At 65.1% G+C, this 12955-nt stretch carries 12 protein-coding genes; 6 read left to right on the forward strand and 6 right to left on the reverse strand.

Annotated elements, in window-relative coordinates:
* Nucleotides 1-131: 131 nt before the first annotated feature.
* Nucleotides 132-1109 carry a sugar ABC transporter substrate-binding protein gene (locus EH240_RS24725; protein WP_167484148.1) on the reverse strand — a complete coding sequence of 326 codons (978 nt, stop codon included), beginning with the start codon at nucleotides 1107-1109 and terminating at the stop codon, nucleotides 132-134.
* Nucleotides 1110-1392: 283 nt separating this feature from the next.
* Here EH240_RS24725 and EH240_RS24730 point away from each other — a divergent pair, with 283 nt between their 5' ends.
* The 4 genes from EH240_RS24730 to EH240_RS24745 all read left to right on the forward strand — a co-directional run bounded on the left by EH240_RS24730 (nucleotide 1393) and on the right by EH240_RS24745 (nucleotide 5372).
* On the forward strand, nucleotides 1393-2607 hold the full coding sequence (locus EH240_RS24730) for an ROK family transcriptional regulator (protein WP_425374832.1): 1215 nt from the start codon (nucleotides 1393-1395) through the stop codon (nucleotides 2605-2607).
* A gap of 2 nt (nucleotides 2608-2609) precedes the next feature.
* Nucleotides 2610-3056 (forward strand): RbsD/FucU family protein, encoded by a 447-nt coding sequence (locus EH240_RS24735; RefSeq protein WP_125003514.1) that lies wholly within the window; start codon nucleotides 2610-2612, stop codon nucleotides 3054-3056.
* Entirely contained in the window at nucleotides 3053-3976 is a 924-nt protein-coding gene (locus tag EH240_RS24740) for a carbohydrate kinase family protein (RefSeq protein WP_125003516.1), read from the forward strand. Before EH240_RS24735 ends, EH240_RS24740 begins: the two co-directional genes overlap by 4 nt.
* A 253-nt stretch (nucleotides 3977-4229) precedes the next feature.
* On the forward strand, nucleotides 4230-5372 hold the full coding sequence (locus EH240_RS24745) for a DegT/DnrJ/EryC1/StrS family aminotransferase (protein WP_125003518.1): 1143 nt from the start codon (nucleotides 4230-4232) through the stop codon (nucleotides 5370-5372).
* Between the two features lie 5 nt (nucleotides 5373-5377).
* On the opposite strand, the gene cysQ is transcribed toward EH240_RS24745, so the two are convergent.
* The 3 genes from cysQ to cysD are packed head-to-tail and all read right to left on the reverse strand — an operon-like array spanning nucleotide 5378 to nucleotide 9022.
* A complete protein-coding gene (gene cysQ, locus EH240_RS24750; protein ID WP_167484149.1) occupies nucleotides 5378-6166 on the reverse strand; it encodes a 3'(2'),5'-bisphosphate nucleotidase CysQ in 789 nt (262 codons plus the stop codon).
* Between the two features lie 10 nt (nucleotides 6167-6176).
* Nucleotides 6177-8114, reverse strand: coding sequence for a sulfate adenylyltransferase subunit CysN (gene cysN, locus EH240_RS24755; RefSeq protein WP_167484144.1), 1938 nt, complete (start codon nucleotides 8112-8114; stop codon nucleotides 6177-6179).
* A 2-nt stretch (nucleotides 8115-8116) separates the two neighbouring features.
* Nucleotides 8117-9022, reverse strand: coding sequence for a sulfate adenylyltransferase subunit CysD (cysD, locus tag EH240_RS24760; RefSeq protein ID WP_125003524.1), 906 nt, complete (start codon nucleotides 9020-9022; stop codon nucleotides 8117-8119).
* A gap of 454 nt (nucleotides 9023-9476) precedes the next feature.
* Here cysD and EH240_RS24765 point away from each other — a divergent pair, with 454 nt between their 5' ends.
* Complete coding sequence (locus tag EH240_RS24765) at nucleotides 9477-10766, forward strand: O-antigen ligase family protein (RefSeq protein ID WP_125003526.1); 1290 nt, start codon at nucleotides 9477-9479, stop codon at nucleotides 10764-10766.
* Nucleotides 10763-11698, forward strand: a complete 936-nt coding sequence (locus EH240_RS24770) for an NAD-dependent epimerase/dehydratase family protein (RefSeq protein WP_125003528.1) — start codon at nucleotides 10763-10765, stop codon at nucleotides 11696-11698. Before EH240_RS24765 ends, EH240_RS24770 begins: the two co-directional genes overlap by 4 nt.
* Here EH240_RS24770 and EH240_RS24775 read toward each other — a convergent pair.
* Together EH240_RS24775 and EH240_RS24780 are read right to left on the reverse strand one after the other, a co-directional pair.
* Nucleotides 11686-12180, reverse strand: a complete 495-nt coding sequence (locus tag EH240_RS24775) for a sugar transferase (RefSeq protein WP_125003569.1) — start codon at nucleotides 12178-12180, stop codon at nucleotides 11686-11688. The two genes, EH240_RS24770 and EH240_RS24775, sit on opposite strands and share 13 nt — an antisense overlap.
* Nucleotides 12181-12218: 38 nt before the next feature.
* Complete coding sequence (locus EH240_RS24780; protein WP_245436342.1) at nucleotides 12219-12785, reverse strand: glycosyltransferase; 567 nt, start codon at nucleotides 12783-12785, stop codon at nucleotides 12219-12221.
* Nucleotides 12786-12955 lie beyond the last annotated feature (170 nt).

Genomic DNA, 12955 nt, shown 5'->3' on the forward strand with positions numbered 1-12955 from the left:
CATGACTCCGTGCCGCGTTTTTTGCATTCCGGTCTGTCGCCGGGCTTATCAGCGCTTACGAAAATGCATCGTCCACCCGATGCGGCCGGGGATCAAGCCCCAGCCGCAAGGTTTGTGCGCTCTTCAGGGCATCAGCCCCAGCACTTGGCGAGGCCTTCCTTGGTGTCGATGGACTTCACGCCGTTCGCCGGCTTGTCGGTCACGAGGTTGACGCCGGTGTCGAAGAAGTTCTTGCCTTCGGTCGGCTTCGGCTTGGTGCCGTCCTTGGCATAAGCGGCGATCGCCTCGATGCCGAGCGCGGCCATCTGCAACGGATACTGCTGCGAGGTGGCGCCGATCACGCCTTCGGTAACCGACTTCACGCCCGGGCAGCCGCCGTCGACGGAGACGATCAGCACCTGCTTTTCGAGGCCGACAGCCTTGAGCGCCTGGTAGGCGCCAACGGCGGCGGGCTCGTTGATGGTGTGGATGACGTTGATGGCATTGTCCTTCTGCAGGAGGTTCTCCATCGCCTTGCGGCCGCCTTCCTCGTTGCCGTTGGTCACGTCATGGCCGACGATGCGCGCATCGTCCTCGTCGCCGATCTTGTTCGGATCCTTCACGTCGATGCCGTAGCCCATCATGAAGCCCTGGTCGCGCAGCACGTCGACGGTCGGCTGCGAGGGGGTGAGGTCGAGGAAGCCGATCTTGGCGTCCTTGGCCTTGTCGCCGAGCGTTGCGGCAGCCCAGGCGCCGATCAGCTTGCCGGCTTCGAGATTGTCGGTGGCGAAGGTCGCATCGGCGGCGTCGATCGGATCGAGCGGCGTGTCGAGCGCGATCACTAGCAGGCCGGCGTCACGCGCCTTCTTCACCGTCGGCACGATGCCCTTGGTGTCGGAAGCGGTGATCAGGATGCCCTTGGCGCCGTCGGCGATGCAGCTTTCGATCGCCGCGACCTGGCTCTCGCTGTCGCCGTCGATCTTGCCGGCATAGGTCTTGAGGTCGACGCCGAGTTCCTTGGCCTTGGCGGTGGCGCCCTCCTTCATCTTGACGAAAAAGGGATTGGTGTCAGTCTTGGTGATCAGGCAGGCGCCGACGCCGGCGGCCGACGCAGACGAGGCGAACGCCATCAAGCCCAACCCGGCAGCCGCGAACACGGTGGATTTCAGCAGCGATTTCTTGGTCACGATTTTTTCCTCCCAATTGAACCATTCCGGACGCCGGCCAACCCGGCGCCTCAAGCGCATCCAACCATTTCTCCCAGCGTGGACGCTACCCCAAAAGACACCAGTCCGAGACATCTGTCAATAATTAAATCACTCTTATTTATTATTGACAGACTTGCGCCGTTCACTCATTCTGAACGAAAAGCAGCGTGGGGAAACCAACGGGAGGAACAGGGTGGAAACCGGCATGGCGAGGCGCGGTTCGCCCGAGGCTCGGGAGAGCCGGCTGCATCGTGGCACCAACCAAAGCGGCATGCGCGACCACAATGAGCGGCTCGTGCTGTCCCTGGTTCGCCAGCATGGCAGCCTCGCCAAATCCGACATCGCGCGCATGACCGGCCTGTCGGCCCAGACCGTGTCGGTCATCATGCGCGAGCTCGAGGAAGACAAGCTACTCGTCCGCCAGGCGCCGCAGCGCGGCAAGATCGGCCAGCCCTCGATCCCGATGGCGCTCAACCCGGAAGGCGCCTTCTTCATCGGCCTCAAGATCGGCCGCCGCAGCGCCGAGCTGGTGCTGATCGACTTCCTCGGCAACGTACGCGCGATGCTGCAGAATTCCTATCGCTATCCGGCGCCGCGCGAGACGGTCGAGTTCGTCAGCGCCGGCATCAAAAAAATGCGCGGCGAGCTGACGCCGGCGCAGGACAAGCGCATTGCCGGCCTCGGCATCGCCATGCCGTTCGAGCTCTGGAACTGGGCCGACACAGCCGGCGCGCCGCGCGAGATCATGGACGAATGGCGCCACCGCGACATCCGCGCCGACATCCAGGCGCAGTGCGACTTTCCGGTCTATCTGCAGAACGACGCCACCTCCGCCTGCGGCGCCGAGCTCGTCTTCGGCCAGGCGGGAGCCGCGCGCGACTTCGTCTATTTCTACATCGGCGCCTTTGCCGGCGGCGGCATCGTGCTCAACGGCCGCCTGTTCGGCGGGCCGACCGGCAACGCCGGCGCGCTGGGTTCGATGCCGGTGCCCGGGGCCGACGGCAAGCCGACGCAGCTCATCGACGTCGCCTCGATCGCCATACTGGAAAAGGCGCTGAGCGCCAAGGGCATCGACGGCTCGTATCTGTGGACCTCGCCGCAGGAATGGGGCGAGATCGGCGCCGAGCTCGACGACTGGATCGCCGGCGCCTCGCAGGCGCTTGCCTATGCTATCGTCGCGGCCTCCTCTGTCATCGATTTCGAAGCGGCGGTTATCGACGGCTGGATGCCCCTCGCTGTAAGGCGGCGACTCGTCGATGCGGTCACGGACGCCATCGCCGGCATCGACGCGGAGGGACTGAAGCTGCCCATCGTGCGCGAAGGAACCGTGGGCATCCATGCGCGGGCGCTGGGCGGCGCCAGCCTGCCGCTGTCGGAGCGCTTCCTGATCGGACCGACCACGATTTCCAGGAGCGCCTGACCATGCTGATCGGCATCCCGCCGCTGCTCGGCCCGCAGCTCCTGGCGACGCTGCGGGCCATGGGCCATGGTGACGAGATCGCCATCGTCGATGGCAATTATCCCGCAGAGGAACAGGCGCGCAGGCTGATCCGTGCCGACGGCCATCCCATCATTCCGGTGCTCGACGCCGTTTTGAGCCTGCTGCCGGTGGACGAGGCGGTGCCGGAGGCTTTGTTCCGCGCCTCGGTCAAGGGCGATCCGGCAATTGCCGACCCCGTGCACCACGAGATCGAAGCGGTCTGCGCGAAACGCGCGCCGGGCCACAAGGTGATTGCGCTGGCCGGCGCCGACTTCTATGCACGCGTCAAGGCCGCGCATGCCATCGTGGCGACCAGCGAACCCAGGCTCTACGCCAACATCATCATCCGCAAGGGCGTGATCCATCCGCCGGAGACCGACAAGAAATGATCCTTTGCTGTGGCGAAGCCCTGATCGACATGCTGCCGCGCACGACGACGGACGGCGAAGCGGCCTTTGCGCCTTATGTCGGCGGGGCGGTGTTCAACACGGCGATCGCGCTCGGCCGGCTGGGTGCTCCGGCGGGCTTCTTCTGCGGCCTCTCCTCCGACCTGTTCGGCAGCCAGCTCCGGGAAGCGCTCGGAGCAAGCAAGGTGAGCTCGACCTATGCGCCCACCTCGCCAAAGCCCACCACGCTCGCCTTCGTGCGGCTTACCAACGGCCAGGCGACCTACACCTTCTATGACGAGAACACCGCCGGGCGCATGCTCACCATCGAGGACCTGCCGAAGCTGGGCGCCGAGATCGAGGCCATGCTGTTCGGCGCCATCAGCCTGATCTCGGAGCCCGCCGGATCCGCCTATGAGGAGTTCATGCGGCGCGAGCACAAGAGCCGGGTGATGATGCTCGACCCCAACATCCGGCCGAACTTCATCCCGGACAAGGCCAAGCATCTGAGGCGCATCCGCGAGATGATGGCGATGGCCGACATCGTCAAACTGTCGGACGAAGACCTCGACTGGTTCGACGAAGCGGGCCCGCACGAGGATGTCGTGCGCAACTGGCTGGACCGCGGCCCGAAGCTGATCGTCGTCACCCATGGCAGCGAAGGCGCGGTCGGTTACAGCAGGGAGCACAAGGTCACGGTCGTGCCGCAAAAGGTGAAGGTCGTCGACACGGTCGGCGCAGGCGACACCTTCAATGCCGGCATCCTCGCCTCGCTGCACGAGCAGGGCCTGCTCACCAAGGCGGCGATCGGCAGCCTGCCGGAGGACGCGATCCGCAAGGCGCTGGAGCTTGGCGCCAAGGCGGCCGCGGTGACCGTGTCGCGGGCCGGCGCCAACCCGCCCTGGCGGCACGAAATCGCCTGAGCCGCGATCCGTAAGCGGCGCAAGGCCCTCTCCAGCCGATCACTTTATGTTTCCAAAGGCCGAAACAGCGCGACAAAAGGCGCCGAGAATGCGCGCGGAAGCCCGGAATTCCGACTTCTTCTGGCAATACGCCGGCAAAAGACGGTAACAGGCTGCGACACTTGCGCTAATTCGCCCCGGCTGCGGCCGGCTTTTTCAGCCGTGCCAAGTCTGGTACCAGCGGGCCGGTTTATTGGCAGCATTTGAGGCCGACATGCAGTTCATCGATCTTGGCGCGCAGCGCGAACGAATCCGCGACCGGCTGAAGGCCGCGATCGACAAGGTGGTCGAAGACGGCCGTTACATCCTCGGCCCTCAGGTCACCGAATTCGAGAACAAGCTCGCGGCGTATGTCGGCGTCAAGCACGTGGTGGCGTGCGCTAACGGCACCGACGCGCTGCTTCTGCCGCTGTTTGCGGCCGGCATCGGCCCCGGCGACGCGGTGTTCGTGCCGAGCTTCACCTTCGCCGCGACGGCGGAAGTGGTGGCGCTTGCCAAGGGCGAGCCTGTCTTCGTCGACGTCGATCCTGACACCTACAATATCGACATCGCCAGCCTCGAGGCGGCGATCGAGATGATCAAGAAGGAAGGCCGGCTGAAGCCGAAGGCGATCATCCCGGTCGACCTGTTCGGGCTTGCCGCCGACTACGAGGCGATCATGGCGATCGCCAAGCGCGAGAACCTGCTGGTGATCGAGGACGCCGCCCAGTCGATGGGGGGCTCCGCCGACGGCACGATGTGCGGCGCCTTCGGCCATGTCAGCTCGACCAGCTTCTATCCCGCGAAGCCCCTCGGCTGCTACGGCGACGGCGGCGCGATGTTCACAAATGACGGCGCGCTGGCCGACAAGCTCAGATCCTTCGCCTTCCACGGCAAGGGCGAGACGCAGTACGACAACGTCCGCGTCGGCATCAATTCGCGCCTCGACACGCTGCAGGCGGCGATCCTGATCGAGAAGCTCGCCATCCTTGAAGAAGAAATGGTCACCCGCCAGCTGGTTGCCGACCGCTATGCCAAAGGCCTCGGCGACATCGTGAAAGCGTCGCGCAATCTGGGTGGTGGCCGCTCGGCCTGGGCGCAGTATGCCATCGAGACGCCGAAGCGCGACGGGCTGAAGGCCCATCTCGGCGAAAAGGGCATCCCGTCGGTCATCTATTATGTGAAGCCGCTGCACGAACAGATCGCCTATCGCGACTACCCGCGCACGCCGACCGGCCTCGCCGTCTCGGAAAATCTGCCGAAGCAGATCCTCTGCCTGCCCATGCACGCCTATCTGAGCGAAGCCGACCAGGACCGCATCATCGAGACGATCCGCAACTATATCGGCTCGAACTCGGCGCAGGTGGCGGCGGCCTGAACCTCTCAGGCAGTGGGCGCGCTCTTCCCTGTCGCAATAAAATGCGGGTTGGCGAAATCGGAGTCGCTCGCCTGGTTGCGCTTGCCGTAGACAAGCGGCTGGCCGTCAAGCGTGCGCGTCATGCCGCCGGCGGCGCGCAGCACGGCGTCACCGGCCGCCGTGTCCCATTCCATGGTGCGGCCGAAGCGCGGATAGACGTCGGCCTCGGCGGCGGCGACGAGGCAGAATTTCAGCGACGAGCCGACTGAGACGATTTCGGCGGCGCCGAGATCGCGGATGAAGGCATCGGTTTCCGGCGTGTTGTGCGAGCGGCTGGCGACGACCGCGAGCGGTGTCGCGCCGGTCCGCGCCGCGATCGGCCGGCGGCCGACGATGCGATAATCGTCATCCACTTCGATGGATTCCGCCCTGCCCGGCCGTCCACTGAAAAAGCGCCCGGTGCAAGGCGCGAAGACGACGCCGACCTCCGGCACGCCATGTCGCACGAGCGCGATGTTGACGGTGAAGTCGGTGCGGCGGTTGACGAACTCCTTGGTGCCGTCGAGCGGATCGACGAGGAAGAAGGCGCCGTCAAGGTCGGGCGTCGCGATACCTGCCGCGACCTCCTCTTCGGCCACGCAAGGAATGTCGGGATAAGCGGCGCGCAGGCCGGCCAGGATGATTTTCTCGCTTTCGCGGTCGGCTTCCGTCACCGGCGAAGAGTCCGATTTGCTGTCGACCGCGCAACCCTCATGGAAGACGCGCATGACCTCGCGCCCGGCGTCGAGCGCCAGGCGCTCGAACACGCCGAGCACGGTCTCGTCGTCAGATACCGCCGCCGTTGTCGTATTGGTCTTCGGCAATGTCGCGCTCGTTCAGCCAGTGTTCCAGGGCCTCTACCATCTCCTCGGCCGTCTTGCCGAGCGTCTCGAGATGGATTTCGGGATTCTCCGGGGCTTCATAGGGTGAATCAACGCCGGTGAAATTCTTGATCTCGCCGCTCAGCGCGCGCGCATAAAGGCCTTTCGGGTCGCGACGGGCGCACTCCTCGAACGGCGTGTCGACGAACACCTCGACGAATTCGCCGTCGGTCATCAGCTCGCGCGCCATGCGCCGCTCGGCGCTGAAGGGCGAGATGAAGGAGACGATGACGATCAGGCCGGCATCGGCCATCAGCTTGGCGACTTCGGCGACGCGGCGGATGTTTTCTACGCGATCGGCGTCGGTGAAGCCGAGATCGCGGTTGAGGCCGTGACGGACATTGTCGCCGTCGAGGATGTAGGTGTGGCGGCCGGACGCGAACAGCTTCTTCTCGAACAGGTTGGCGATGGTCGACTTGCCCGAGCCGGACAGGCCCGTGAACCAGAACACCGCCGAGCGCTGGTTCTTCAGGTCGGAGCGGCCGCGCTTGCCGACATCGAGCGACTGCCAGTGGATGTTCTCGGCGCGGCGCAGCGAGTGCAGGATCATGCCGGCGCCGACGGTGGCGTTGCTGATGCGATCGATCAGGATGAAGGCGCCGGTCGTGCGGTTCTCCGCGAAAGGATCGAAGGCGATCGGCGCCCGCGTCGAGAGGTTGCAGACGCCGACCTCGTTGAGGTCGAGCGACTTCGCGGCCTCATGCGCGAAATCGTTGACGTTGACCCGGTACTTGAGATCGGTGACGGTCGCGCTCACCTGGTCGGTTTCGGTGCGCAGGATGTAGGAGCGGCCCGGCAGCAGCGCCTGTTCGTCGAACCAGACAATGTTGGCGGCGAACTGGTCGGCGACCTGCGGACGCGCGGCCGGCGAGACAAGCACGTTGCCGCGCGACACCTCGACCTCGTCCTCGAGAACGAGCGTGACCGCCTGGCCGGCAACCGCCTGCTCAAGGTCGCCGCCATGCGCGACGATGCGCTTGACCCGGGAGGCCCTGCCCGACTTGGCGACCACGACCTCGTCGCCTTGCGAGACCGTGCCCGAAGCAATCGTGCCGGCAAAACCGCGGAAGTCGAGGTTCGGCCGGTTCACATACTGGACAGGAAAGCGGAATGGCAGCTCGACGGCGGCCTCATCGACCGACACGGTTTCCAGATGCTCGATCAGCGACGGCCCGGAATACCAGGGCGAGCGCTCGGAGCGGCTGGTGACGTTGTCGCCGAAGCGCGCCGACATCGGGATCGGCACGACGCTGGTGAAGCCCAGGCTTTGCGCGAACTGGCTGTAGTCGGCGACGATCTGGTCGAACACGGTCTTGTCGAAGCCGACGAGGTCGATCTTGTTGACGGCAAGCACGATGTGGCGGATGCCGAGCAGCGAGGCGATGATGGAATGGCGCCGCGTCTGGCGCAGCACGCCCTGACGCGCATCGATGAGCACGATGGCGAGATCGGCGGTCGAGGCGCCGGTCGCCATGTTTCGCGTGTATTGCTCGTGGCCGGGCGTGTCGGCGACGATGAACTTGCGCTTCGGCGTGGCGAAGAAGCGGTAGGCGACGTCGATGGTGATGCCCTGCTCACGCTCGGCCTCCAGCCCGTCGACCAGCAGCGCGAAGTCGACGTCGTCGCCAGTGGTGCCGTGCTTGCGCGAATCGCGCTCCAGCGCGGCGAGCTGGTCCTCGAATATCTGCTTGGTGTCGGAGAGCAGCCGGCCGATCAGCGTCGACTTGCCATCATCGACCGAGCCGCAGGTGAGGAAGCGCAGCAGCGACTTCTTCTCCTGCGCGGCCATGTAGTCGCGGATCGAGTCGGTCGGGGCGAGGCTCTTGGCCAAGATGTGGCGCATGCTCAGAAATACCCCTCGCGCTTCTTCTTCTCCATGGAGCCGGCCTCGTCGCGATCGATGAGTCGGCCCTGGCGCTCGGAGGTGCGGGCGGTCAGCATCTCGCCGACGATCGCCTCCAGCGTGTCGGCGTCAGATTCGATGGCGCCCGTCAGCGGATAGCAGCCCAGCGTGCGGAAGCGCACGAGACGGTTTTCGACCGCCTCGCCGGGGCGCAGTTGCATGCGGTCGTCGTCCTTCAAAATCAGCATGCCGTCGCGTTCGACGACCGGCCGCTCCTTGGCGAAATAGAGCGGCACGATCGGAATGCTCTCCTGCAGGATGTACTGCCAGATGTCGAGCTCGGTCCAGTTCGACAGCGGGAACACGCGGATCGATTCGCCCGGCGCGATGCGGGTGTTGAAGATCTTCCACATTTCCGGTCGCTGGTTCTTCGGGTCCCAGGCGTGCTGGGCGTTGCGGAAGGAAAAGATGCGCTCCTTGGCGCGCGACTTCTCCTCGTCACGGCGGGCGCCGCCGAAGGCCGCGTCGAAGCCGTATTTGTCGAGCGCCTGACGCAGCGCCACCGTCTTCATCACATGGGTATGGGTGTTGGAGCCGTGATCGAAGGGATTGATGTTGTCGCGCACGCCGTCTTCGTTGACGTGGACGAGCAGGTCGAAGCCGAGCTTCTGCGCCATCTGATCGCGAAAGGCGATCATCTCGCGGAACTTCCAGGTCGTGTCGACATGCAGGAAGGGAAATGGCGGCTTGGCGGGATAGAAGGCCTTCATCGCCAGATGCATCAGCACGGAGGAATCCTTGCCGACCGAGTAGAGCATCACCGGCTTGGAGAAAGAGGCCGCGACCTCACGGAAGATGTGGATGGATTCGGCCTCGAGCCGCTGCAGATGGGTGAGCGCGATATTCATAAACTATTGAGCGTTCTTTCGTGCCGGCCAGGCCTTGCAGCAGGCGATTGGCGCGTTTCCTAAAACAGCCCGTCAAGCCCTGGACACTTCTGGCGGGCGTTCTAGCAGATCGCCATCGCCCATAACAATGCAAGACACGCGCCGAGCGCCACGGTTCGGGAACGAATTTTCCAGCCAATCTCGATAATGTGGAAAATCCTCCCGAGCAAGCTGAGCAATTGAAAGAGGCGGAACAAACCTATTTGCTTCGATCGGCCAGATTGACTTCCAAGAGCTTTTGTCCACGCCGCCGATTTTTGGCTGGACATCCTCCGGCCGCCCTATCGGAGATCGCAGCCAGCGGCTATACCGGCGCGGGAACGGGGCGCGGCGCGGTAGAAGGGGATCGGTCGAGGACGGTTGTTCGACACCTCGGCGGGTCTGCGCACAACCTGGAAGATTGCGAAGCAAGGCATTGAACCCGTTTACATCGCTCCGGCGCCATTTCACGCCGACACAGATCAATATCTACTTCTCGACCATCTGCTTCTTCTCGCCGCCTGTGCTGGGATCGGTGGTGAGCTTCGTCTTTAACGGCGGCGCGCTCTGGTCGGTGTTTCTGCTCGCCTTCGGGCGGCGGCGGTTCAACATCGACCGGCCCATGCTCGCCGTGACGGTGGCGATCTATGCTTATTGCGCGGCCATGGTGCTGGCTTCGGCCGTCAACGGCGCGCTCGGGGCGGATCTGCAATATTTCCTGCCGTTGCTCACCTTGCTGTTCTTCCCGGTTTCCTATTCGACCTGGAGCATCACTGAGAAGCTCACCCTTGCGCCCATAGTCGTGCTTGCAAGCGCTGCGGCATGTTGCGGCGCGCTGGCGATCGCCGTCGTCCAGTACCGCTGGGTCGGCATGCGGGCCGAGGGCGGCGCCGGAAACGCGATCGTGTTCGCGACGGTCACCTGCCTTGCCGTCATGATGTGCCTTGCCGGCGCGCTATCGGGGATTGTGAAGGCCTGGAAGCCGTTGGCCGGCGCGGCGCTCGCGGGAACGCTGGCCGTCCTTCTTTCCGGGTCGCGCATCATCTGGCTTGCCCTGCCGATCGCCGCCATCGCCGTCGTCCTGATAAATCGCCGCAGGTTCGCCAGCGCCAATCTGACACGTCTGGCGCTGATCGCGGGCGCGGCCTGCCTAGTGGTCGCGGCCATCGGCTTCCCCGTCATCATGGACCGCATCGATTTCCTGTTCGGCGACTTGGATGCGCTGACCACCAAGAACGACCATACAACGGCGATCGGACTGCGGGTGGCGATGTGGGAGATCGGGGTCGGGGCATTTCGCGAGATGCCGATCTTCGGCCATGGCATCTCGGCCAGCCGGGCGCTGATGAAACAGGGCTTCCACAACCAGTTCGGCATGGAAGCGGGTTATAACCATTATCACAACGGCTTCCTGACCGCGGCGGTGCAGGCCGGCTTGCTGGGGGCGTTGGCCCTGGCGGCGATCTTCGTCGTCGCGGCCCGGAATGCGGCAAGGGTGCTGCGCCTCAGCGCCGACCCCGTGGAGCGGTTTGGTGCGACAATGATCGTTGTCACCGTCATCACCTATCTCGTCGGCGGGCTGACCGGAATCATCGTCGGCCACGACATCCTTGACGCGACGCTAATGGTGTTCCTGGTTTCCGGGACCTATCTGGCTTGCGGACGAACGGTGCCGCCGATCGGCAAGAGCGCCGCCATCCCATCGGCCGCCTCCCGGCGATCATGAAGGTCCTGGTCACCGGCGCGACGGGGCTGATCGGACGCCGAGTCGTCGCCCGGTTACGCCAGGCCGGGTTCGACGTGCGGATCGCCTCACGGCGGCCGGAAAAACTGGCGGCTGTCGGCGAGGTCCTTCCGCTGCCCGGCCCCAATGCGCCGGACGCGGCCTTCCTGGCACTGATGCGCGATGTGTCGCATGTCGTTCACTGTGCGGCGCTCAACAACGACCGTCGTGCGAGCGACGCCGACTATCAGGCGGCCAATGCGACGCTGACCGGGCGATTGGCCAAGGCAGCGGCCGCATGCGCCGGCGGGCGTTTTGTCTATCTCTCCTCGATCCGCGCCGTGGCCGGTCCCGGCTTCAGCGGCACCATCGACGAGGCGACGCCCCCTGCCCCGCAATGCGCCTACGGGCGCTCCAAGCGGGACGGCGAGATCAGGATGATCGAGGCTTACGCCGGACGCCCGGATGCCACGGCGCTGCGCCTGCCGCCCGTCTACGGCGAGGGCATGAGGGGCAACATGGACGCACTGATGCGGCTTGCCGACACCGCCCTGCCGCTGCCGGCCGGCACCCTCGGAGGACTTCGCTCGCTGATCTCGTCGGACGCCGCGGCTGGCGCGGTGCTGCACCTTCTGAGCCGCCCGGGACCGCTCCATCCGGCCTATGTCGCGGGCAATGCCGCCCCTCTTGCGCTGTCCGAGATCATCGCCGCGTTCCGGCGGGGTTTCGGCCGTCCGCCGCGCCTGCTGCCTGTGCCGGCCCTGCCGCTTCGGCTGGCAGCAACGCTGCTCGGCAGGCAGGCGTCATTGCAAGCCTTGACCGCGGCCCAGATCTGCGATGCGTCGCTGCTGACCTCGGAAGGCTGGATACCGGAGACCGATACGCTCGGCCGGCTTGAGGATCTGGCGCGAAAGAAGGCCTATCAGGCCCGGTAGAATGTGCCCAGCAATATTCTGGTATCGAGGCCGACCGAAGCGGCCTTCAGATAGGCCGCGTCGGTCTCGGCGCAGAGTTTTGGGTCGGACATGTCGATGCCCTTGATCTGCGCCAGCCCGGTGATGCCCGGAAGTGCTGCCAGCACGCCCAGTCGCTGCCGATGCCCGATCAGCTCCGTCTGCGTCGGCAGGCACGGACGGGGGCCGACAAGGCTCATCTCGCCCTTAAGCACATTCCAAAGCTGCGGCAGCTCGTCGACCTTGGTTCGGCGCAGCAGCTTGCCGACCGCGGTGACCGAACCGGTCGGCGCCTCGTGGGTGGGCAGGGAGGGCGTGTCCCGGTGCATGGTGCGCAGCTTGTGGCAGGCAAAGAGAGTGCCCTGCCGCCCGACGCGCGGCTGCGAGAAGATGGCGGGCCCCGGCGATGTCACCCTGATTGCCAGCATGGCGGTGAGCATGATCGGCGAGGTCACCGCCAGCATCACGGTCGCGACTAACACGTCGAAAGCCCGCTTTGCCGTCACGGCTCAGATCCTGCGCCAGAGGAAGGCGAGGTAGAGGCCGAGCGTGCCCATGAGGGTCTGCCGGTAGACGCCGCTTTTGCCGAGCAGGCTGAAGCGCCGGAGGAGACTACCCTTGCGCGCCCTGATGAACAGGCGAAGGCAAAGTGCTGCATCGCGCGCGATGAGGTCGCGGTTGACGGCAAGGCCCCTGAGATTGCTGTCGGTCCAGGTGGCGAACTGGCCTCGGAACAGACGCCCGAGCCTCGAAAGCCTCGCCTTCCACGAGACGTTGGCGCCGACCAGGTTTGCCGCGTGCTGCCGGGACCTGACCAGCGGCCGCGGCTCGTAGCGGACCTTGTCGCCGGCGGCGGTGACGAGCGGAAATTGGCGGCAAAGCCCTTTCGCGGGCTTTGCACCAGCGTGACGGAACCCTTCAGCCAGCGGGACCGCCACGCCTCCGCGATCGCGAGCGTGGCGTCGATCGAGCTGTCGTCGGAAACCCAGAGTTCGACATGGGGCCAGGATTGCGCGAGCAAGGATTGCAATTGCTCGCCGATATGGGCCGCGCCATCCCTCGTGCCCATGGGAACGGCCACGCGCTGATCTTTTCCGGTCACGGCCTCAGAACCTGCAGGGCATTCGAACAGGCCTTCAATAGCCAATTGCGGGCGGGCGGCACAGGTCTAAAGCATGTCGCGTGAAAAAGAATTCACGCGACCTGCTTTAGGTCTTTGATTTTAAGCATGTCTTTGTC

This window comes from Mesorhizobium tamadayense (assembly GCF_003863365.1).
Taxonomy (GTDB): Bacteria; Pseudomonadota; Alphaproteobacteria; order Rhizobiales; family Rhizobiaceae; genus Mesorhizobium; species Mesorhizobium tamadayense.